General features: G+C 46.7%; 19 protein-coding genes, 1 pseudogene and 1 riboswitch. Of the genes and pseudogenes, 9 read left to right on the top strand and 11 right to left on the bottom strand.

Features of this window, described 5'->3' with window-relative positions; genetic code table 11:
* Together GDZ68_RS16655 and GDZ68_RS16650 are read left to right on the top strand one after the other, a co-directional pair.
* A partial coding sequence (locus tag GDZ68_RS16655; RefSeq protein WP_153723443.1) for an Nramp family divalent metal transporter occupies window positions 1–889 on the top strand: 889 nt, incomplete at its 5' end.
* 157 nt (window positions 890–1,046) lie between these two features.
* Complete coding sequence (locus GDZ68_RS16650; RefSeq protein ID WP_153723442.1) at window positions 1,047–3,089, top strand: catalase; 2,043 nt, start codon at window positions 1,047–1,049, stop codon at window positions 3,087–3,089.
* Window positions 3,090–3,247: 158 nt separating this feature from the next.
* Here GDZ68_RS16650 and GDZ68_RS16645 read toward each other — a convergent pair whose 3' ends face one another.
* The gene (locus GDZ68_RS16645) at window positions 3,248–4,489 is read right to left on the bottom strand and encodes an S-layer homology domain-containing protein (protein WP_153723441.1); all 1,242 of its coding nucleotides are present in this window, start codon (window positions 4,487–4,489) and stop codon (window positions 3,248–3,250) included.
* Window positions 4,490–4,676: 187 nt separating this feature from the next.
* Between GDZ68_RS16645 and GDZ68_RS16640 the strand changes: the two genes are divergently transcribed.
* The 3 genes from GDZ68_RS16640 (at window position 4,677) to GDZ68_RS16630 (ending at window position 7,387) form a co-directional block, all read left to right on the top strand.
* Entirely contained in the window at window positions 4,677–5,258 is a 582-nt protein-coding gene (locus tag GDZ68_RS16640) for a TetR/AcrR family transcriptional regulator (RefSeq protein WP_153723440.1), read from the top strand.
* A gap of 56 nt (window positions 5,259–5,314) precedes the next feature.
* On the top strand, window positions 5,315–6,520 hold the full coding sequence (locus GDZ68_RS16635; protein WP_153723439.1) for a YhgE/Pip domain-containing protein: 1,206 nt from the start codon (window positions 5,315–5,317) through the stop codon (window positions 6,518–6,520).
* 99 nt (window positions 6,521–6,619) lie between these two features.
* Complete coding sequence (locus tag GDZ68_RS16630; RefSeq protein ID WP_153723438.1) at window positions 6,620–7,387, top strand: arylamine N-acetyltransferase family protein; 768 nt, start codon at window positions 6,620–6,622, stop codon at window positions 7,385–7,387.
* A gap of 16 nt (window positions 7,388–7,403) precedes the next feature.
* On the opposite strand, the gene GDZ68_RS16625 is transcribed toward GDZ68_RS16630, so the two are convergent.
* Together GDZ68_RS16625 and GDZ68_RS16620 are read right to left on the bottom strand one after the other, a co-directional pair.
* Window positions 7,404–8,078 carry a Dph6-related ATP pyrophosphatase gene (locus GDZ68_RS16625; RefSeq protein ID WP_153723437.1) on the bottom strand — a complete coding sequence of 225 codons (675 nt, stop codon included), beginning with the start codon at window positions 8,076–8,078 and terminating at the stop codon, window positions 7,404–7,406.
* A complete protein-coding gene (locus tag GDZ68_RS16620) occupies window positions 8,075–9,067 on the bottom strand; it encodes a GNAT family N-acetyltransferase (protein WP_228551145.1) in 993 nt (330 codons plus the stop codon). Before GDZ68_RS16620 ends, GDZ68_RS16625 begins: the two co-directional genes overlap by 4 nt.
* A 108-nt stretch (window positions 9,068–9,175) precedes the next feature.
* Window positions 9,176–9,219, top strand: a riboswitch (PreQ1 riboswitch).
* Window positions 9,220–9,226: 7 nt separating this feature from the next.
* On the opposite strand from GDZ68_RS16620, the gene queC reads away from it, so the two are divergent.
* A complete protein-coding gene (queC, locus tag GDZ68_RS16615) occupies window positions 9,227–9,883 on the top strand; it encodes a 7-cyano-7-deazaguanine synthase QueC (RefSeq protein ID WP_153723436.1) in 657 nt (218 codons plus the stop codon).
* Between the two features lie 183 nt (window positions 9,884–10,066).
* Here the strand turns inward: queC and GDZ68_RS16610 are convergent, their stop codons facing one another.
* The 8 genes from GDZ68_RS16610 to GDZ68_RS16575 all read right to left on the bottom strand — a co-directional run bounded on the left by GDZ68_RS16610 (window position 10,067) and on the right by GDZ68_RS16575 (window position 17,435).
* The gene (locus tag GDZ68_RS16610) at window positions 10,067–10,591 is read right to left on the bottom strand and encodes a PCYCGC motif-containing (lipo)protein (protein WP_153723435.1); all 525 of its coding nucleotides are present in this window, start codon (window positions 10,589–10,591) and stop codon (window positions 10,067–10,069) included.
* Window positions 10,592–10,676: 85 nt separating this feature from the next.
* Window positions 10,677–12,062, bottom strand: coding sequence for a class II fumarate hydratase (gene fumC, locus GDZ68_RS16605; protein WP_153723434.1), 1,386 nt, complete (start codon window positions 12,060–12,062; stop codon window positions 10,677–10,679).
* A gap of 217 nt (window positions 12,063–12,279) precedes the next feature.
* Complete coding sequence (locus GDZ68_RS16600) at window positions 12,280–13,497, bottom strand: multidrug effflux MFS transporter (RefSeq protein ID WP_153723433.1); 1,218 nt, start codon at window positions 13,495–13,497, stop codon at window positions 12,280–12,282.
* Window positions 13,498–13,632: 135 nt separating this feature from the next.
* On the bottom strand, window positions 13,633–14,730 hold the full coding sequence (locus GDZ68_RS16595) for a sensor histidine kinase (RefSeq protein WP_153723432.1): 1,098 nt from the start codon (window positions 14,728–14,730) through the stop codon (window positions 13,633–13,635).
* On the bottom strand, window positions 14,723–15,406 hold the full coding sequence (locus tag GDZ68_RS16590) for a response regulator transcription factor (RefSeq protein ID WP_153723431.1): 684 nt from the start codon (window positions 15,404–15,406) through the stop codon (window positions 14,723–14,725). Before GDZ68_RS16590 ends, GDZ68_RS16595 begins: the two co-directional genes overlap by 8 nt.
* A 37-nt stretch (window positions 15,407–15,443) precedes the next feature.
* Complete coding sequence (locus GDZ68_RS16585) at window positions 15,444–16,013, bottom strand: redoxin domain-containing protein (protein WP_153723430.1); 570 nt, start codon at window positions 16,011–16,013, stop codon at window positions 15,444–15,446.
* Between the two features lie 17 nt (window positions 16,014–16,030).
* On the bottom strand, window positions 16,031–16,789 hold the full coding sequence (locus GDZ68_RS16580; protein WP_153723429.1) for a cytochrome c biogenesis CcdA family protein: 759 nt from the start codon (window positions 16,787–16,789) through the stop codon (window positions 16,031–16,033).
* Entirely contained in the window at window positions 16,776–17,435 is a 660-nt protein-coding gene (locus tag GDZ68_RS16575) for a hypothetical protein (protein WP_153723428.1), read from the bottom strand. Before GDZ68_RS16575 ends, GDZ68_RS16580 begins: the two co-directional genes overlap by 14 nt.
* A gap of 219 nt (window positions 17,436–17,654) precedes the next feature.
* Between GDZ68_RS16575 and GDZ68_RS16570 the strand changes: the two genes are divergently transcribed.
* From GDZ68_RS16570 to GDZ68_RS16560, 3 genes and pseudogenes are all read left to right on the top strand, one after another.
* Window positions 17,655–17,849, top strand: a complete 195-nt coding sequence (locus GDZ68_RS16570) for a PLP-dependent transferase (RefSeq protein WP_153723427.1) — start codon at window positions 17,655–17,657, stop codon at window positions 17,847–17,849.
* Window positions 17,850–17,963: 114 nt separating this feature from the next.
* Window positions 17,964–18,164 (top strand): PLP-dependent transferase, encoded by a 201-nt coding sequence (locus tag GDZ68_RS18410; protein WP_153723426.1) that lies wholly within the window; start codon window positions 17,964–17,966, stop codon window positions 18,162–18,164.
* Window positions 18,101–18,331 (top strand): annotated as a pseudogene (locus tag GDZ68_RS16560) (transposase); the annotation flags it as partial. The gene GDZ68_RS18410 and the pseudogene GDZ68_RS16560, both read left to right, overlap by 64 nt.
* Between the last annotated feature and the right edge of the window lie 18 nt (window positions 18,332–18,349).

Below are 18,349 nucleotides of genomic sequence, written 5' to 3'. Positions count from 1 at the left end.
TACCTCATTAGGCATCTCTACCTTGACAAATATTCCAGCCAATGTTGTAAGCCCTTTCATCGGGATTGCGATTCTGATACTCGGTTTATCAGGCAGCTATAAACTAATCGAGAAACTGATGATTACGCTGGTGGTCATCATGAGTCTGACGTTCATCACAACGATGATAGTCGTCAAACCGGATCTTGGCGCGGTATTCGCAGGTTCTGTGATTCCCGCTATCCCTGCCGGCTCTATTATCATGATTATCGCACTCGTTGGAACGACGGTAGTTCCTTACAATTTCTTCATTCATTCCTCTATGGTGCAAGAACGCTGGACAAAAGCGAGTGATCTGAAAGAAGCTCGCTGGGATACGATTATTTCCATTTGCATCGGCGGTTTAATTACAGCGGCCGTGCTGATTACAGCAGCAACCACGATGTATGGAATGGATGTGAAAAGTGTTGCTGATCTTTCCTATCAGCTGGAACCATTATTCGGTTCATGGGCGAAAACATTCATTGCAATCGGGATTTTTGCAGCAGGCTTTTCTTCCGCGACAGCCAGCCCTCTCGGTGCAGCAGTCGCTATCAGCAGCGTGTTGAAATGGGAAGGCGGCATGAAGAACAAGAAGTTCAAAATGGTTTTTGCCGCTGTTATTATCATCGGAATTGTTACTTCTGCTATCGGCTTCAATCCGCTTGATGTATTGCTTGTTGCACAGGCACTGAACGGAATTCTTCTTCCGATCGTCGCTATTTATCTGTTCATTATCATGAACAATAAGAAATTGCTGGGCAATCATCGCAATACGGTGCTCCTCAACATCATTGGGGCGATAGTCATTCTCATCGCTGTATTCCTTGGCGGCTACAGTCTGCTCGACGCCATCCAAAACTATCTATAAGAATGAACGGCACTTCCCTGCTGCACGTCGGGGGAGTGCTTTTTTATTGTTTAGCGACAGCAATTCCGGGGAAGTATGGTATCGATGGACATACGCAGGAAAACTTATCTGACAGGTTTTGAAATCAAAAATTCTTACAGAAAAGGATGATGACAGGATGAATCAGAAAAATAATAAGCAAGACCAAAAGGATCAGCAACTGGAACAATATCGTCATGAAAACAACGGTCCTGATAAGCAAATGACTGAAGAAAGCGGCAACAAAGTCTCTGATGACCAAAAGTCCCTGCGTGCAGGAAAACGCGGCCCTCTTCTCATGCAGGATTTTCATTTTTATAAGAAGCAGTCACATTTCAACCGTGAACGAATTCCTGAAAAAGTTGTCCACGCAAGAGGATTTGGCGTATATGGAGATTTCGAGCTCTATGAGTCTATGAAAGAATACACGATGGCAAATTTCTTGCAAGAACCAGGTAAGAAGACTCCTCTTTTCGTACGTTTTTCTAACTTTGTCGGCAGCAAAGGTTCAAAGGACACAGCAGTCGATATCCGCGGATTTGCGGTGAAATTCTATACCGAAGAAGGAAACTATGACTCGCTTTCCTTGCAGTTCCCTGTCTTCGTAATGTCTGATCCAATGAAATTCATGGAAGTGACACATGCTGCTAAGCCGAATCCAAAAACGGATCTGCCGCAGGCGACAGTCGCCCATGATAATTTCTGGGATTATGTCGTCAACAATCCGGAGTCTGCCCATATGGTTATGTGGCTGATGTCGATGCGCGGACGTCCGAGAAGCTGGAGAATGATGGAAGGCTATCCGGTCAATACGTTCCGTTTCGTTAATGATAAAGGTGTGTCGACATTCGTCCGATTCGTCTGGAAACCGAAACTGGGTGTTCACTCCCTGAAGCTGGATGAAGCCAATCTAATCGGCGGTGTAGACCCCGATTTCCACAGACGGGATATTATCGCGGCGATTGAAACGGGTTCCTACCCTGAATACGAACTGGGCGTGCAGCTGATTGCCGAAGAAGATGAGTTCAAATATGACTTTGATCTTCTTGATGATACGAAATTATGGCCTGAAGAAGAAGTTCCGCTGAAGATCATCGGGAAAATGACACTGAACCGCTTAGTCGACAATTTCTTTGCTGAAGAAGAACAGGCTGCATTCAACCCGTCGAATCTCGTACCGGGCATTGAGTTTTCGAATGATCCCGTCTTGCAGGGCCGTTCATTCGCTTACCGTGATACGGAATTATATCGTCAGAATACACCGAACTATGAAGAGCTGCCGGTCAACCGCCCAATTTCGGAAGTGAATAATAATCTCCGCGACGGTCATTACAAAGTGCCGATTGATACGGGTACCGTTCATTACCATAATAACTCGATGGCCGGCAATACGCCTGCTGAAGTCCCGCCGGAAGAAGGCGGCTATGAAAATTATCCAGGCAAAGTCGAAGGGCATGTCACGAGGGAACATCCGAGCGATTCATTCGAAGATTACTTTACGCAGGCACGAATTTTCTGGAACAGCTTGAGCAAACCAGAGAAGGATGATCTGGTCGAATCGTTCAGTTTCCATATCGGTGGCGTCAACAATAAGGAAATACGTCAGCAGAACGTGGAGATGTGGGCAAATGTAGATGAGGAGATGGCTGCCCGGATTGCTGAAAACGTGGGGGTTAACCCGCCGAAGAACAAGCAGGTCAAAACGGACAAGAACTATCCTTCGCTCAGCCAGCTGAATTCTCCGCACTCCCCGGCGACATCGAAAGTCGGTGTCTTGGTCGGAGACGGCTTTAATGGAAAAGAACTGCAGAACACACTTGATATACTCAATAAAAGTGGTGTCCTGATCGAAGTGATTTCCGAAAAACTGGGGCCTGTGAAGGGCGATGACGGCACGGAGCTGATGCCTGCCAAGTCCTTCCTGACATCGCACCCGGCCTTGTACGACGCAATTTACGTGGCGGGTGGAAAATCGGCCAATCAGATGATGTTCGACCAGCATCTTCATGATTTCATCCGCATGCAGTTCATGCATTTAAAGCCGATCGGTGTAGCGACCGGCCTGGAAACATTTATTTTGAAAAAAGATGCGCCCGGCATCGTGCTAGCTGCGGGCAACTCGGATTTCCCTGAACAATTTGTTGGAGCGATTGCAAAAAAGCGTTTTTGGGACCGCATTTGATGTGAGTAACTGACTAACGAAACCTGAGGGCTTCAGCCTCCAGGTTTTGTTCCAGACTAAAAATCATTGCAGTACTTCCGGCAATTGGCCGCGAAGTACTTTTTGGGTTTACCCAAAAAGGCAGGCTGTGAGTAAACAGCCCGCCAGTTCATCTCCGCTCAGTCATACCTCCCATTAGATGAATGAACCTCCACATTTTCCCGGCCTTTGTCCGTCTCTACAGCGAACTTATAGACAGTGTAAGTAAACGGCTTTTTCGTGAAATAATCGGTATCTTTATCGGATCTCTGAGATACATAATTGACATTGACATAACGGGCACCGTTGCTCATATAAGATTCTATCAAAAGCTTTTTGGCTTCATCGGCTGTTAATTGAAAATTCTTTGAGCCGGCCATTTTATACGTATAGCCGTCCAGCTTCCACTTGCCTGACTCTTTTTTAAATTTATAGTCGACAAATCCGCCATGCGCCAGACCGTCCCACAGCTCTATTGTCTGGACATGCAATGTTTCAGGTGCAGGCTGCTTGAAATCAAATCGAATTTTCGGCTCGAACCGAAGTGTCGGGAACAAGAATGAATCACACTCTGTACAGACGTTTGGATAATCGTCTTTCAGCAGACCGTCTGTGAATTCCTTCGTTGCATAGGCAAGTAATTTCGGACGGATCGTATTGAACGACTGCTTATTGCGCTTGCCTTCGATTAACGTCATTTCCGTAAGATGCGGAAGACGGTTGGACAAATCCCATGCTTTTTCCTTCGTTACAGCCTTTGTGTCTGGACGTTCCTGAACCGCCTTAATTGAACGATTTAAGAACTCTGCATAATGTGCACGTGTGACAGCGGTATTAGGTAGAAACTTCCCCTCGTCCCCTTTTGCTACACCGCTTGAATAGAGCGCATTCGCATGTGTATACCCCCAATGGCTGCTGTATACATCTTCGAATGCATGCTGTGCCGTCATATTAAAGTCAAACGCTAAATCCAGCACTTTCGCCATCTGAATTCTTGTAATCGGCGCGTCCGGATTGAACTTACCATTCGATCCACTGACAATACCCGCCTGTGATAACTTCATGATCGGTGTGTAATACGGATGGCTTTTCGGAACATCCGAATAAAATGCTTTTGCGGCAGAAGGCTCTCTCAGTTTCAAGGTTTCATTCAATAGTTTAGCCACGTGCTTGCGGCTAATCTTTTCATTCGGGCGGAACGATCCATCTGGATAACCGTTGATGTAGCCTGCTTTTTGCATAGACTGAATGGCCTCATAGTTCGGATGGGATTTCGGCACGTCTTTGAACTCTTTCGCGGACACCTGACCCGGTGCTCCCGCGGTAAATGACAGCAGCAGTAAAAGTCCTGTCCAGGCCGCAATTTGCAAAAGTTTCTTCATATAATTCCTCCTCACTCTCCTATCATTCTAGCAATATCTGGAATGTACGTAAATAGGTCAATGGGAGAGTTCAGAATTTTTGCGCATAATAGCAAAACCATTTTAGAAATGAGAAAAGCTGTCTTGCCATCCTCATTCGCCTATGATAGTATGTAAGCAATCACTTACATACATAGGAGATGATTTTTTGCCCACGCGCAATACATCTGAACGTATTTTGGACGCTGCGGTTCAATTAATCAGCGAAAAAGGCTATGCCGCTGCCACCACACGTTCGATTGCCCAGCTTGCTGAGGTCAATGAAGTCACCGTATTTCGTCATTTCGGGAGCAAACGGGGTATTTTAAGAGCTATTATTGACAAATTCTCTTATGGACCAGTCTTTGAAAACGTCATTCAGTTCGACGTTCAGTATGAATTGGAGAAAGATTTACTTCATTTCTCAAAAAAGTATTTTCAAACCATGCTGCCGATCAAAGATCTCGTCTTAATCGCGTTTAAAGAAGCGGGCGCATTTCCTGAATTTGATGAAGAGCTCGGCAGTGTTCCCCGTGCCCTTAAAGAACAGCTGATTTCGTATTTCGCCGAGATGAAGAACAGAGGGAAAACTATCGATTTGAATGAAGAGGAAATTGCTCTTTCCTTCATTGCATTAAACTTCGGTCATTTTATTTCCCATATACGATTAGGGAAAACTGTGACAAGCTTAGATATTCAGAGCTTACTGCAAACCAGCGTCTCCATTTTTTCTAGGGGCTTAACTCCCTAGAAAAAATTTTATTATATATGCAAGTAAGTACTTACATTCAAAAGGAGGATTTAATTATGAAGACTTTAAAAGGACTTTTTCAAGTAAAGGGAACCTATATAGGAATCGCTGCTGCCATTCTGTTTCAAGTAATATTCTTCTCCGTTTGGCTGACGGCTTATCATGACGTAGAAAAGCGTGCGGGGAACTTGTCCATTGGGTTGGTAAATGAAGATGCTAACAAGGATATGCAATTTGCGGAACAGCTTAAACAGGCCGTTCCTTTCCGAATAAAAGAATATTCCGATCTCGAACAAGCTGCCGGGGAATTAAATGAGCGTGCCGTCCATATGATTATTCAAATTCCCGCCGACTTTTCTACTTCTCTCCAAGCAGGCAAAACGCCTTCCATAGACTACTGGATTAATCAGGCAACCGCATCCGCCACGAAAACTATGATGCTGCAAACTGCGCAGGAAGTGAGCCGGGAACTGAATCAACAATTTTTTTCTATACAGAAGACAGCCATGTCATCAGGAATCACGCAGGCCATTGCACAAATGCCGCTTGACCCGCCCATTGCACACTTGATTGGAAATGAAACAGTCTCCGCAATCGGTTCGCTTGATTCGGAACCTGCAGAAACGGTAGTTCATAAAACGAACAACGTAGAAGAATTCTCCGCGAACCTTGTACCTTTGATGGTCATCATCAGCTCATTTGTCGGAGCAATGGTCATGATCATGCAAATTAATGAAGCTGCCACATCCATTCGATCTTTGCACCCGAAGTGGAGTTTATTTTGGAGCAGGCAGATCATCAATCTGGCGGTGGCATTCTTGCTTCCTCTATTGACAATCAGCCTGATGAAACTATTTGGCATCAACAGCCAAGAATCATTTGCTATGATTTATCTGTTTCAAAGCGTCCTCTTCCTCGCCTTCTTGACCTTCGCGCAAGTTTTCGTCTTTTTATTCGGTAATTTGGGGATGGTCTTCAATATTCTTGCTCTGTCCCTGCAGCTCGTCACATCAGGAGTCTTAGTTTCACGTGAGTTATTATCGAACAGTTATCAAGAAGCAGCGGCTTTTTTGCCGGCTACGTACGGTGCAGACGGTTACTTTGCCATTATTTTTGGCGGGGGCAGTGGGATTTTAACGGAAAGCATACGGCCTTTGCTGATAATTACTGTACTGGCATTTGGTTTGGCGGCGGGTGTAACAGCACTGAAGAGGGATGGGGAAAAAGCAGTAATTACTGAAAAGATAATTGAGTCACTGTAAGGAGTGCATATTGCCCTGCGCCTTCGCGCCGGCTAGAACACTTCGGCTCGGAATGCTAAGATAAGAAGTAATCATACTGCCGGAAAGGAAGGATCTTTCATGCGAATTATTGATCAGCTGGAGCTGACGGGCTCTCCCCTTGACCAAATCAGCCAGGTACAGACACTGTTCGCTAAGCTTTTCGAGTTTGAGAACTTGGATGTCTTACTGAAGAATGAAGAATCGGTCACCGAAGCCTTTTTACTGGATAAAATGGTGAAACGGGGCCGCGGCGGAGTGTGCTATGAACTGAACGGCCTGCTGCAGATCGTCTTGAAAGAATTAGGATTTGACGTTTCATTTGCTGCAGCTACAGTGGCCGACGAGAATGGCTGGATTTTGGACCGGACCCATACAGTGAATTTATTCGAATACGGAAGGACTCTCTACCTGCTCGACAGCGGTTCGGGCAACAATCTGCCGATGGCGCCGATTGCATTAGACGGCGAAACGGTCAGTTCTCCGTCAGGAAGCTACCGGCTGCGTACCGAAACAACTGAACGCGGCTCCATCGTCTGCGAACATCGGACGAAAAACGGATGGGCATTGCGCTATGCATTCGAACCTGACGTGGTCGGCTGGGAAGACCTGAACCGCATCAAAAAGTTAATTCATACCCATTCTGCGTCGCCATTCAACAAAACACTGTTAGTCGCGAAAACGCTGGAAGACGGCACTTATTCGATCAATGAAAAACGCTTTAGGCGCAAATGGTCGGACGGACGGGCAAAGACAGTCCGTTTCGCCGGATCTGCGGAGATGCTGGAGCATATACGGCTTCACGCGGCACCTGCTGTTTATGAGGATGCTAAAAAGCTGGAAACATAAAAAAACACAGCCTCAATTACCCTGCGGCTGTGTTTTTTTCCAATTCACATTTTAAAAATATATACCCGTCCTTTTCAAGCGTTTCATTCATCACAAAAGGAATTCGTTCTTTGAAAATCGGCCCGTCGACCACTACCGTGTGGAATTCCCCCGATTCGCCGCAGCTATCAATGCCGAGCGCCTCAAGTTCTTCCATCAGCCCGATCGTAAAGCGCCTGCCAATAAATTCAGCGGGCATCATTTTCGTATTGACGACCACGATATATGCTTCAAATCCTTCCGCAATGAATTCCTCCAGCAGTTTGCGCCTCGGTTCTTCCCACAGTGGATGCAACGCTTCCATGCAGACCTTTGCGCACATGGACTGCACCCACAGCAGATGATCCTCCAAATCGATGTCTCCAAAAACGGCCTGTGGAATTCCGTGAGCTTTGCAGACACGCATGGCATCAATGAATTGCGTCTCATAACCCGCCCAGTCTGCTTTGCGGATCATCAGCGGGATACCGATCTGCTTTGCCTGAGCCTGCACAATTTCCAGTGGCAGTGCATGCGACTTGGAATGGCTCTGGTCTTTCTCGAACATCGTCCACAGCATCGCGGGTGTCCCGCCGTCTTTTACTGCGCGGTGAAATGCCAGCGCAGAGTCTTTTCCGCCGCTCCAGGAAGAGACGAACTTTACGCCGCTCATTGTCCGTCCGCCCAGGCGATCCGTGCATCGACCGTGCGCGCCATGCGGATCAGATAGCAGCGGAATCCGAGCTTCGGCCAGAAATAAGAAGCCAGATGATTTGCCGTATACCAGTCCGTCATGATGTATTCATAGCCCGCCTTTTTCATTTGCGTGAAACTGTGATTGGCAATCGACTTGCCGATACCCTGTCCGCGCATATCGATATTCGTTGCAGCCTGAATGAGCGCCGCCGCATTCCCCGGCGTTGTCATCGCATGTCTGTCGTCCGCAGGTGTATACAGGTGAAACGCGACTGGCACGCCGTCCTGCTCCGCCACCCAGCTGCGCGATCCTTCTTTACCTTCATATGATTTCAGCACGGAGCGTTCCTGATCGAGTGCTTCCTGCGTAATCGGTTTCCATGCCGGTGCTTTCGCCTGATGCATGCTGTTCCAGGATGCCATTTTCTCCAGCAGCGACTGCTCCTCAGAAACCAATTCCTTCATCGCCACCAGGCTGTTCTCCCCCGGCTGTGCTCGGTAACTTTCCAATGAAAGCGCAGCAAAACGCTGCTCGAAATGAAACGACTGCTCGAGAAGCTCGAAAATTAATTCGTCATTGCCGACCGGGACGTCCACCACATGCTCAAGATAACCGTTTCGGACCCATTCTGCGCCTGCTTCTGTGTACATCAGACGCGCCAGCCGCGGATGCTCGTCCTCATGAATGACAAACGACGGATAGCCGATATACACCATGCGCCCCCGCGTCGCATCCTGGCGGTATTCATACAGCAGATACCCGATGACCTTCTCATCCCGAAGCGTCACAAGGCCGCCGGTATACGGCTTCGCCATCTCTTCACGCAAACGTTCTTCCGCTTTTTCCTGCTCTTCAAACCGTTCCTGCAAAAATGGAAAACGCTGACGTTCATCCTGATGCCTCGCCGCCAGCAGCGAAGCCATCTGCGATATGTATTGATCTTCAAATTGAACAAAACGAATCAACCGAATCCCCTCCCGCTTAATTATAAGTAAATTATATCATACCCCTCTTCCTTTCCAATGAAACGAACGAACCTGATTGTTACTGCTTCTATGGTATGATAGTTGCGAAACAAAGAGGTTCGAAAAATCCCTCTAAAAAAAACTAGGAGTGAATTACAAATGAAACAAGAAAAAGCAGTCGTTGTTTTCAGCGGCGGCCAGGACAGCACCACTTGCCTGTTTTGGTCAATCAAACAATTTAAGGAAGTCGCAGCCGTGACATTTGATTACGGGCAGCGCCATCATGCAGAAATCGAGTGTGCGCGAAGCATTGCGGAGGAACTCGGTGTTTCATTCAAAGTTCTCGACATGACATTGATCAATCAATTATCAGCTAATGCACTAACACGGAAAGATATAGAAATTACGGAAGATGCAGGCGAATTGCCGTCCACATTCGTGCCCGGGCGCAATCATCTGTTCTTTTCATTCGCGGCGGTCTATGCGCAGACGATTGAAGCCCGCCATATCATTACAGGTGTCAGCGAAACTGATTTCAGCGGCTATCCGGACTGCCGGGACACGTTCGTCAAATCACTGAATGTCACTCTCAATCTGGCAATGAACGCAGAATTCGTCATCCACACGCCATTGATGTGGCTGGATAAAGCGGGCGTCTGGGAATTATCCGATCGGCTCGGCGCGTTTGATTTCATTCGGCAGCGCACACTCACATGCTATAACGGCATTCCGGCTGAAGGCTGCGGGACTTGTCCAGCTTGTAAGTTGAGGAGACAGGGGCTGGAAGAATATTTGGCGCGGCGCAACGTCCTATGAGCGCGAAACCGGAGTCAATGAGCATATACGCATGTCCAATGATCAATTGCCGTCCGCTCAATGAGCAACGGCCGCAGTGCAATGAGCGCTTGGCGGAGTTCAATGAGCATGCGCACCTTTCCATCCATATAAAAAAACTGCAGTTCCACTCACCAGAGCGGTTCTGCAGTTTTTATTTTCCAATCAAACCGGCATCGGCGTATCAGTCGGCTTCGCAAACCCACCACCGCCGTACTCCGTATCAATCGCGTCACGGATTTCTTTCATCGACTTGCCGTCCTGCTTCATCTGCACAGATTTCACAGCAATCTCCAGGCAGACCTGGCAGCGTGTGCCGTGGTCGTCCCAGACAACTGAACCGTCTTCGCGCACTTCATCGAGGAAGCAGTTCATATTGCTTTTATGGCCTGCACTTTCTCCGCAGCCGCAATAGCACGGCATATACTCTAGAACTTCCGTAGCTTTCCCGGCCACTTGATAAATCAGACGCATATCCTCCGGCTTATCATCCAAAAACGACGGCAAGACGTCAGCTGATGCAGTGACTTCCTGCAAATCGCCGTTCGGCAAATGCTCCGTATGGCCAGCTTCTGCCTTCGCCTGTACGTCTGAATGATCCGTTTCTGCCGGTTTCTCCGTGGCACCGTTTCCGCATGCCGCCAGCGCCAAAGTCAGCGCCGCCAGTCCAGCGAGCAATTTCTTTTTCATGTCTGATCCTGACTCCTTCGTATAGACGTAATGTCTCCAGTATACAAAATAAGCATGGGAAACGGACGCACAATTTTATGACAACTTATTGATTGCCTGTCATCTTGCCCGGAACGACATATTCGTCAAACTGCTCTTCTGTCAATAAACCTGTAGAAAGCGCCGCTTCTTTTAGCGTCGTGCCTTCCTTATGGGCTTTCTTCGCGATTTTCGCCGCATTTTCATAGCCGATGTACGGATTCAGCGCTGTAACGAGCATCAAGGAATTCTTCACCTTATTGTCAATTTCTTCACGATTCGGTTCAATTCCGACCGCGCAGTTATCATTAAAGCTGACCATGCCGTCCGCCAGCAGTTTCGCAGACTGCAGGAAGTTATAAATGATGACCGGCTTGAAGACGTTCAACTCGAAATTCCCCTGGCTTGCCGCGAAACCGATTGTCGCGTCGTTCCCCATGACCTGCGTCACGACCATCGTCAATGCTTCGCTCTGCGTCGGGTTCACTTTCCCTGGCATGATGGAACTGCCCGGCTCGTTTTCTGGAATCGTGATTTCACCGATACCCGAACGCGGTCCGCTTGCCAGCCAGCGCACGTCATTGGCGATCTTCATCAAATTAGCAGCCAATGCTTTCAGCGCGCCATGTGTGTAGACGACTTCATCATAGCTAGTCAGCGCATGGAATTTATTCGCTGCGGAAGTGAATTCGATGCCGACAGACTTCGAGATTTCTTCCGCCACTTTTTCACCGAATCCAGCCGGCGCGTTCAGCCCTGTTCCGACTGCTGTGCCGCCGATTGCAAGTTCCTTCATGGAATCAACGCTCTCTTCCAGCATTCTGCGCGTTTTCACTAACATTTCATGCCATCCGCTGATTTCCTGACCAAGTGTCAATGGCGTCGCGTCCTGCAAGTGCGTACGGCCGATTTTGATGATGTCCTTGAAGTCTTCGGATTTCTGGTGCAATGTTTTCTTTAATTTATCGATCGCCGGCACTACTTCACGCTCGACTGCGATAACGCCCGCCACGTGAAGTGCTGTCGGGAATGTATCGTTGGAACTCTGCGATTTATTTACGTCATCATTCGGATGCAGACGGTCTTCCTCGCCCCATTCCTCAAGCAGCTGGTTGCCTCGGTTTGCGAGTACTTCGTTCATATTCATGTTCGATTGCGTGCCGCTGCCTGTCTGCCAGACGACTAACGGGAAGTGTTCGTCCCATTTGCCTTCGATGACTTCTTCTGCCGCCGCTTTGATTGCTTTCATTTTCGCTTCAGATAAATTGCCGAATGAATGGCTCGCGATGGCTGCCGATTTTTTCAGATGGGCAAATGCTTGGATGACGCCAAGCGGAATTCGTTCGCCGCCAATCTTGAAGTTCTGCTTGCTGCGCTGTGTCTGTGCTCCCCAAAGCTTATCTGCAGGTACTTTGATCTCTCCGAACGTGTCATGCTCAATACGATATTCCATCTTTCCATCCACCTCTCGAAATTGTAATCAGACTCTCACTCTATCATGCCCTATTTATTCGGAAATTTGAATTAAAAAGGGTTGGTGTGGCAGTTGCGTATCGTTGATTATGGCTCCAGCCGGGGAAGCTTTCCGGAGGGCGTGGCTGAGCCAAGCGAATAACGTTGCTCCGTCTTCCGCCACAATCAACTAGGAAGAATTTTCAACATGCAATTAATTATACATTTTGCGCACGAAATGCTTTCCGCACAATAGTCAAATAAATAACCAGTGCACTTGTGCTGCAGATTAAGATGATGATGCCCATTGGCCAGGCGGAGAAATCTCCGGCCAGGCCGACTAGTGGTGAAACGATTGCGCCGCCGATGAACGGCAGGAGACCGAGGAACGCAGCGGCGCTTCCTGCTGATTTCCCCTGGCTTTGCATGGCCAATGAGAAAGCGGATGTGGAGACCATTCCGACGCTTGATACGACTAGAAATAATGCAGTCGCCATTAATGCAAGCGGCCATTCATTCCAGACGGCTACTAATAGAAACAGACTGCCGGTGAAGGAAATCATGACGCCTGTACGCAAAAATTTCACTTCGTGGATCTTGCCTGCCAGACGCCCTGTAATTTGGGCGGCAATAATAATGCCGATACCATTCAGCGCGAAAAATAATGAGAATTGCTGAGGTGATACACCGTAGATATTTTGCAGCACAAACGGCGATCCTGCGATGTAGGCGAACATGCTCGACATGATGAAGCCCTGGGTCAGTGCGATACCCATGAACCATTTGTCTTTCAGCAGGCCGCCGAATGTTTTGACGACAGCGAGCATGCCGCCTTCTGCACGCTGTTCGACCGGCAACGTATCCGGCAGGAAGGAGGAAGTCGCCAGAAACATTACTAAGCCAATTGCCCCTAATATGAAGAACACCACTTGCCAAGACGCGAAGCTCAATACTACTCCGCCAGCAATCGGCGCCATGATCGGTGCTACACCATTGACAATTGACAGCATTGCCATGAATTTCGTTAATTCATTACCTATGTACAGATCCCGCGCACATGCCCGTGCAATGACGATGCCGGCTGCACCCGTCATTCCCTGAATGAAACGCAGCAAGACGAATGCCCAGATGTTTACCGTAAACGCACACATGACGGAAGCCGCCGCATAGACGATTAACGTAATGATGAGGGGTTTGCGTCTGCCGTAAATATCACTCATTGGTCCGAATACAAGCTGTCCCGCGCCTAATCCGATCAGGCAAGCAGTCAGACTTAATTGGGCAAGGGAAGCGGAAACGCCCATATCTTCCGCGACAATTGGCAGCCCGGGCAGATACATGTCCATCGACAGCGGTCCGAATGCCGTCAGCGAGCCGAGCAGCAGGACGAGCCAGACAGTCGGAAGCGGTATTTTCTTTTGAAGCTGTTTATCCATTTCACAAAACCCTTTTCTTCATTAGATTCTTCTTAGTATAGCATGAAGAAAAAATGCTGTTCTGTCAAAGCCTACAACTGCTTATGCCGCTAGAACAGTTGACAAATCTCTTTTTGTTCAAGCATTCATAATTTTTTACACATATTCCGTTTCTTCAAGCAGTAACGTGAACCAAAAAGTATGATAGTGGTTCTGTATAGAATCCAATCCAATCCGACCATTATGATGCTCGATAATCTCTTTCGAAATCGCTAGGCCAAGCCCTGTTCCACCTGTCCCGTGACTTCGAGAAGCATCGCCTTGATAAAACCGTTCAAACACTTTAGCTCTTTCTTCCTCTGTAATCTCCTGACCTTCACTGCTGATTGAAACTCGATAACTTTCTTCCGAAACCTCGCCATGTATCCGGATGGGCTCTTTCCCTTCATAATAGCGAATGGCGTTATCGATGATGTTGCTGAGAACTTGCGGAATGCCTCCGTTATATACATTCACCATCCCAGCATCAGCTTCAACTAGTACGGGGATGCCTTTTTCCTTTAATGTCCAATGAAACATTTCAATAGATTGCTCGATCAGCAACCGCATATCTACCCGTTCTTTTTCTGTGAAGGTTTGTTTCGAGACATAATCCCATTCCTTTAATTGCTCCAACTGTTCCACCATCGTGGTCAGACGTTTCGATTCACCGCTAAGCGCACCGAATAACTCTTTATCTCCTACAATGACACCATTGCGCAACGCAATAAGATAGCTCGTTAAGTTTGATAAAGGGGTTCGGAATTCATGGGAAAGATCCGTTACCAGCTTCTGCCGGGATTGCTGATTGTTTTTCAATTGTTGCACCAGTTCATTGAAATGGATGATCAATTCTCCTATTTCCCCTCTGGATTTTGTTTGAATCACCTCAGGATAATGTCCTTTTTTCATGTCCTTAGTAGATTCAATCAGCACTTTTAACGGACGAATCAATTTCCTCGTTAAATAAAAGTGAATAAGGCTTCCCATTAAAATGGTGGATATGCTGAATATCCATAAATACTGTAATAGAGTGGCATTAAAATGACTTTGTCCTTGTTCATTCATCGTCCCCATACCATCCACCAGCACACAGGCTGTATTATAAATAGCAAAGCTGCTGAGGGTGATGAAAAGTGAGATTGCGAAGACATTTAAAAATGTCAATCGCCAGAGGAGCTGTTTTGGCAGCAACGACCTGATCAACTTAACCATACACAAATTTATATCCCATTCCTCGCACCGTGAGAATGCGTTTAGGGGAAGAGGGAACCTCCTCGATTTTCTCCCTCAGTTTCTTTACATGGACATCGATGGTCCGATCTAATACAACTTTATCGCCATACGGATACAATTGATGAAGGAGATCCTCTCGCGTGAAAACGATATGCGGATTCCCCATAAAATGGAACAATAAATTAAATTCGTGTTTCGTCAAGTTTATTTTTTGATCGAAAAGCAGTACTTCTCCCTTTCTTGGTTTGATACATAGCCCGTCGTATGCAATCTTTTGACAGAATGGGCCGGTTCTCCGCAAGACCGCCTCCACATGTGCGAGAAGTTCATCCGGATCAAACGGTTTTGTCATATAATCATCGGCACCCATTCGTAACCCATTGATTTTATCATTCGTATGAACTTTGGCAGATAGCATGATAATAGACACTTCATTCTGCTCTTGGTCCTTCACCCATTTACAAAAATCTTCCCCGCTACATTTCGGCAGCATCAAATCCAGTACAATCAAACAAGGATGATGCTTGAGGAAAAGGTCTTTCGCATCCTCACCATCGACTGCCGCAATTACATCGTACCCTTCTTTTTTCAAATAGATGCAAATCAAATCACGGATTAGCTTGTCATCTTCAACTACTAATATGGTCTGCTTCACCTAATCACCTCCTCGTTATTGTATATTCGTTAAGTTCTTATTTCATCTTCTCCACTTCTTGGACCATTAGATCATAATTGATCGCCCCAAGTGCAACGAATTGAATACGGCCATCCGAATCAATCATGTACGTCGTAGGATACGCATAGACACTATACAGATTGCTCACGTCAGAACTTCTGTCCATCAAGACGGGAAATGTCAGCCCATATTCATCCACAAATGGAGCGACCACTTCTTCATTATTTTCTGTAGATGTTAGATTGACTGCCAATATTTCGACATCCAAGTTGCTTTGTGTATACAGCTTCTGCATATCTGGCATCTCCGCCCGACATGGCGGACACCAAGTCGCCCAAAAGTTCAACAATACTCGCTGTCCTCTATAATCCGATAATTGGACTGTCTCCCCTTCCAATGTCTTCAATTCAAAGTCAGGCGCCAATTGGCCGCGCTGAATTCCGATTTCATTGGAATCTACGGTACTGAAAACATCTGCCTGAAGCGGTCGGCCCGTTGCTGTTTCCTTTTCCGAAAAGGTAAAGTCATAGACGGCCCAACCGACCAACACCATTACGACAGCTAGTAATATTACTCTCTTCTTCATTCATGATCTCCCCCTATTTATCCCAGGTTTGATAACCACGTGCCGTCTACTAAATCAAGCAGCCAACCTGTAATTAATGGCATTAAGCCGAAAAACAATACAAGACCCATCAAAATCATGATGACTGCGCCTACTTTCATGATCACCTGACTGCGGCGGACAATCCACTTCGTCGAGCCAAGGAAAAATGTCAAGATAAGGAAAGGCAGCGCAAAACCGATAACATACATAATCGTGTAGAAAATTCCCTGGCTCGGGTTACTCGCAGCCAGCATTAAAATGGAACCGAAGATTGGACCGATACAAGGCGTCCAGCCGGCTGCAAACCCGAGTCCGATGAAAAATGTCCCAAAATAGCCGGTCGGTCTCCTCGTCGATTGAATGCGACGTTCTTTCATCAACCCCGTAATATTGACCCATCCACCTATAAACAAGCCCATGACTATAATGAAAATCCCGGCAATTCGTTGGATAAACAAGCCGGAGTCTCCTCTTAACAGTTCTGAAATCCACTGACCGAAAAAGGAGGCACCGGCCCCCAGGCTGATGAAGACAAGCGATACCCCCAGTAAAAATACAAGGGAATGACTAATTAATTTTCTGCGGATTTTTATCGTCTGGTTCCCTTGAAGTTCTTTCACACTGATTCCTGTAATATACGAAAGATATGCCGGGAAAATAGGCAGCACACAAGGAGACAAAAAAGAAAGTGCCCCCGCTCCGACTGCCAATAACATCCCTACTATCAATACCGTATCTGTTTCAATTCCACCCATAACGTCCTTCCTTCCTATGTTGTAGTATTAGCAATAGCAAATTGGCTGCGAAAAAGAGCAAGAGGAACCACGGTTTAATCATATAACCGAACACCGTTACATAAGGCTGGATCGTCAACAGCACGGCCATCCCGAATGTCCAAACTGTCAATAAGATTCCGAGTAACTTCCCCGTCGCCATCCGTCCATTCAAGTAAGTAAAAACTCCCAGAAGAATCGCCAATAATATAAGACTTCTCAATGAATAGATCTGATCATTCCAAGTATATTGAATGAACTCATATAAAAATGCCGCGGATAAATACAGATGAACAAAAGCCCTTCCGACAGCCAGGCCCTCCAAATGTCCTCGTTTCACCTTATACGACAAGAGCAACCCACTAAATAACACAGCCGCATAGAAAGCGCCTGAATCTCCCGGGTACGCCAAGATCGCCATTGGATCTGTGATAAAGACAGAAAGATTCAAAAGAACTTTTCCCGCCCACATAAATAAAACAAAATTGATCAGTTGCGAAACCATTTCATCGACCATCTTCTTTTTCTGCTCCTTCGGCAGTTCACTCATCAAATAAAAGAGCAAAATACTAAGAGCTATGCTGAAGACTAGAATAGATATGGAAATCAATTTACTTATCGATGCCATTCAAGTCCCCCATTTCCTCTCCATCTTCATCATACTGTCCCATTATGAAAATTTGATGAAAGCGAGTTAATTGGCAACAGAACCCTGCACCCTATGCTGAATGATCACGTCGAGGGTTAATCCCTAAAGGTGATACCATGCCGGATGAAAAAGAGACTAAAATCCGTTATAAAATATTGAATTTCATCCTAGGGAAAGAAAAAGCCGGGAAGTTTACACATGACCCCTCTATTACGAGAGCCATTAACGATGGGTGTAAATGTGGTCGTTCATAGTGGTACAAAATATCTTAAGGGTTATGGAGATATGATTGCCGGATTTGTCATTGGAGAGAAAGAAGAAATTGCTATGATACGAAAGAAACTAATGGGAGATTTACCTATTGCAGAAGGGAATGAAGACGCTTCCGATTAGAATGGAAAGACATTGTTAGAATGCTTTGGAGATTGCGAAGTACTTGAAAGTGCATCCCGCTGTTGAACTCCGAGTTTACCTTCACATCCGCAACATGAGTTAGCGAAAGGGCAAATGAACGACATGGGCGGCATTGTTTCATTTGAATTAAAAGGAGGAAGGAAGATAGACAAACAATTTATTGATAATTTACATCTTGCATTAATTTCATTAAGCCTCGGCGAGTCCGAAACACTTGTTCAGTATCCTGATTGCAGGCAGCAAACCAAACGCTTCTTGACCAGGTTCACCGCGCCCGGCAGGCGCAAGCGCTGATTGTAGACCTCGATTCCTCGAATACCGATACGTATGGTGAACAGGAAGAGGCAGCATACAGCGCGCATTACCAGACGGTCGGGTTTCATCCGCTCGTCGCATTCGACGGCTTGACAGGCGACTTCCTGAAAGCAAAGTTGCGTCCTGGCAATGTCTATATGAGCAGTTCTTTTCATATTGGGCTG

Source organism: Sporosarcina cascadiensis, from assembly GCF_009650995.1.
In the GTDB taxonomy this organism is placed as follows: Bacteria; Bacillota; Bacilli; order Bacillales_A; family Planococcaceae; genus Sporosarcina; species Sporosarcina cascadiensis.
The sequence above is the reverse complement of the archived record's forward strand: the minus strand, read 5'-3'. Positions and strand labels throughout refer to the sequence as shown.

Excerpts from the sequence above, each read along its gene's own strand:
- GDZ68_RS16630 (WP_153723438.1), top strand. The coding sequence starts at position 6,620 with ATGCGAATTATTGATCAGCTGGAGCTGACGGGCTCTCCCCTTGACCAA.
- GDZ68_RS18410 (WP_153723426.1), top strand. The coding sequence starts at position 17,964 with ATGAACGACATGGGCGGCATTGTTTCATTTGAATTAAAAGGAGGAAGG.
- GDZ68_RS16625 (WP_153723437.1), bottom strand. The coding sequence starts at position 8,078 with ATGAGCGGCGTAAAGTTCGTCTCTTCCTGGAGCGGCGGAAAAGACTCT.
- GDZ68_RS16595 (WP_153723432.1), bottom strand. The coding sequence starts at position 14,730 with ATGGTTAAGTTGATCAGGTCGTTGCTGCCAAAACAGCTCCTCTGGCGA.
- GDZ68_RS16645 (WP_153723441.1), bottom strand. The coding sequence starts at position 4,489 with ATGAAGAAACTTTTGCAAATTGCGGCCTGGACAGGACTTTTACTGCTG.
- GDZ68_RS16585 (WP_153723430.1), bottom strand. The coding sequence starts at position 16,013 with ATGAAGAAGAGAGTAATATTACTAGCTGTCGTAATGGTGTTGGTCGGT.
- GDZ68_RS16575 (WP_153723428.1), bottom strand. The coding sequence starts at position 17,435 with ATGGCATCGATAAGTAAATTGATTTCCATATCTATTCTAGTCTTCAGC.
- GDZ68_RS16600 (WP_153723433.1), bottom strand. The coding sequence starts at position 13,497 with ATGGATAAACAGCTTCAAAAGAAAATACCGCTTCCGACTGTCTGGCTC.
- fumC (WP_153723434.1), bottom strand. The coding sequence starts at position 12,062 with ATGGAATATCGTATTGAGCATGACACGTTCGGAGAGATCAAAGTACCT.
- GDZ68_RS16635 (WP_153723439.1), top strand. The coding sequence starts at position 5,315 with ATGAAGACTTTAAAAGGACTTTTTCAAGTAAAGGGAACCTATATAGGA.
- GDZ68_RS16570 (WP_153723427.1), top strand. The coding sequence starts at position 17,655 with ATGACCCCTCTATTACGAGAGCCATTAACGATGGGTGTAAATGTGGTC.
- queC (WP_153723436.1), top strand. The coding sequence starts at position 9,227 with ATGAAACAAGAAAAAGCAGTCGTTGTTTTCAGCGGCGGCCAGGACAGC.
- GDZ68_RS16580 (WP_153723429.1), bottom strand. The coding sequence starts at position 16,789 with ATGGGTGGAATTGAAACAGATACGGTATTGATAGTAGGGATGTTATTG.
- GDZ68_RS16610 (WP_153723435.1), bottom strand. The coding sequence starts at position 10,591 with ATGAAAAAGAAATTGCTCGCTGGACTGGCGGCGCTGACTTTGGCGCTG.
- GDZ68_RS16650 (WP_153723442.1), top strand. The coding sequence starts at position 1,047 with ATGAATCAGAAAAATAATAAGCAAGACCAAAAGGATCAGCAACTGGAA.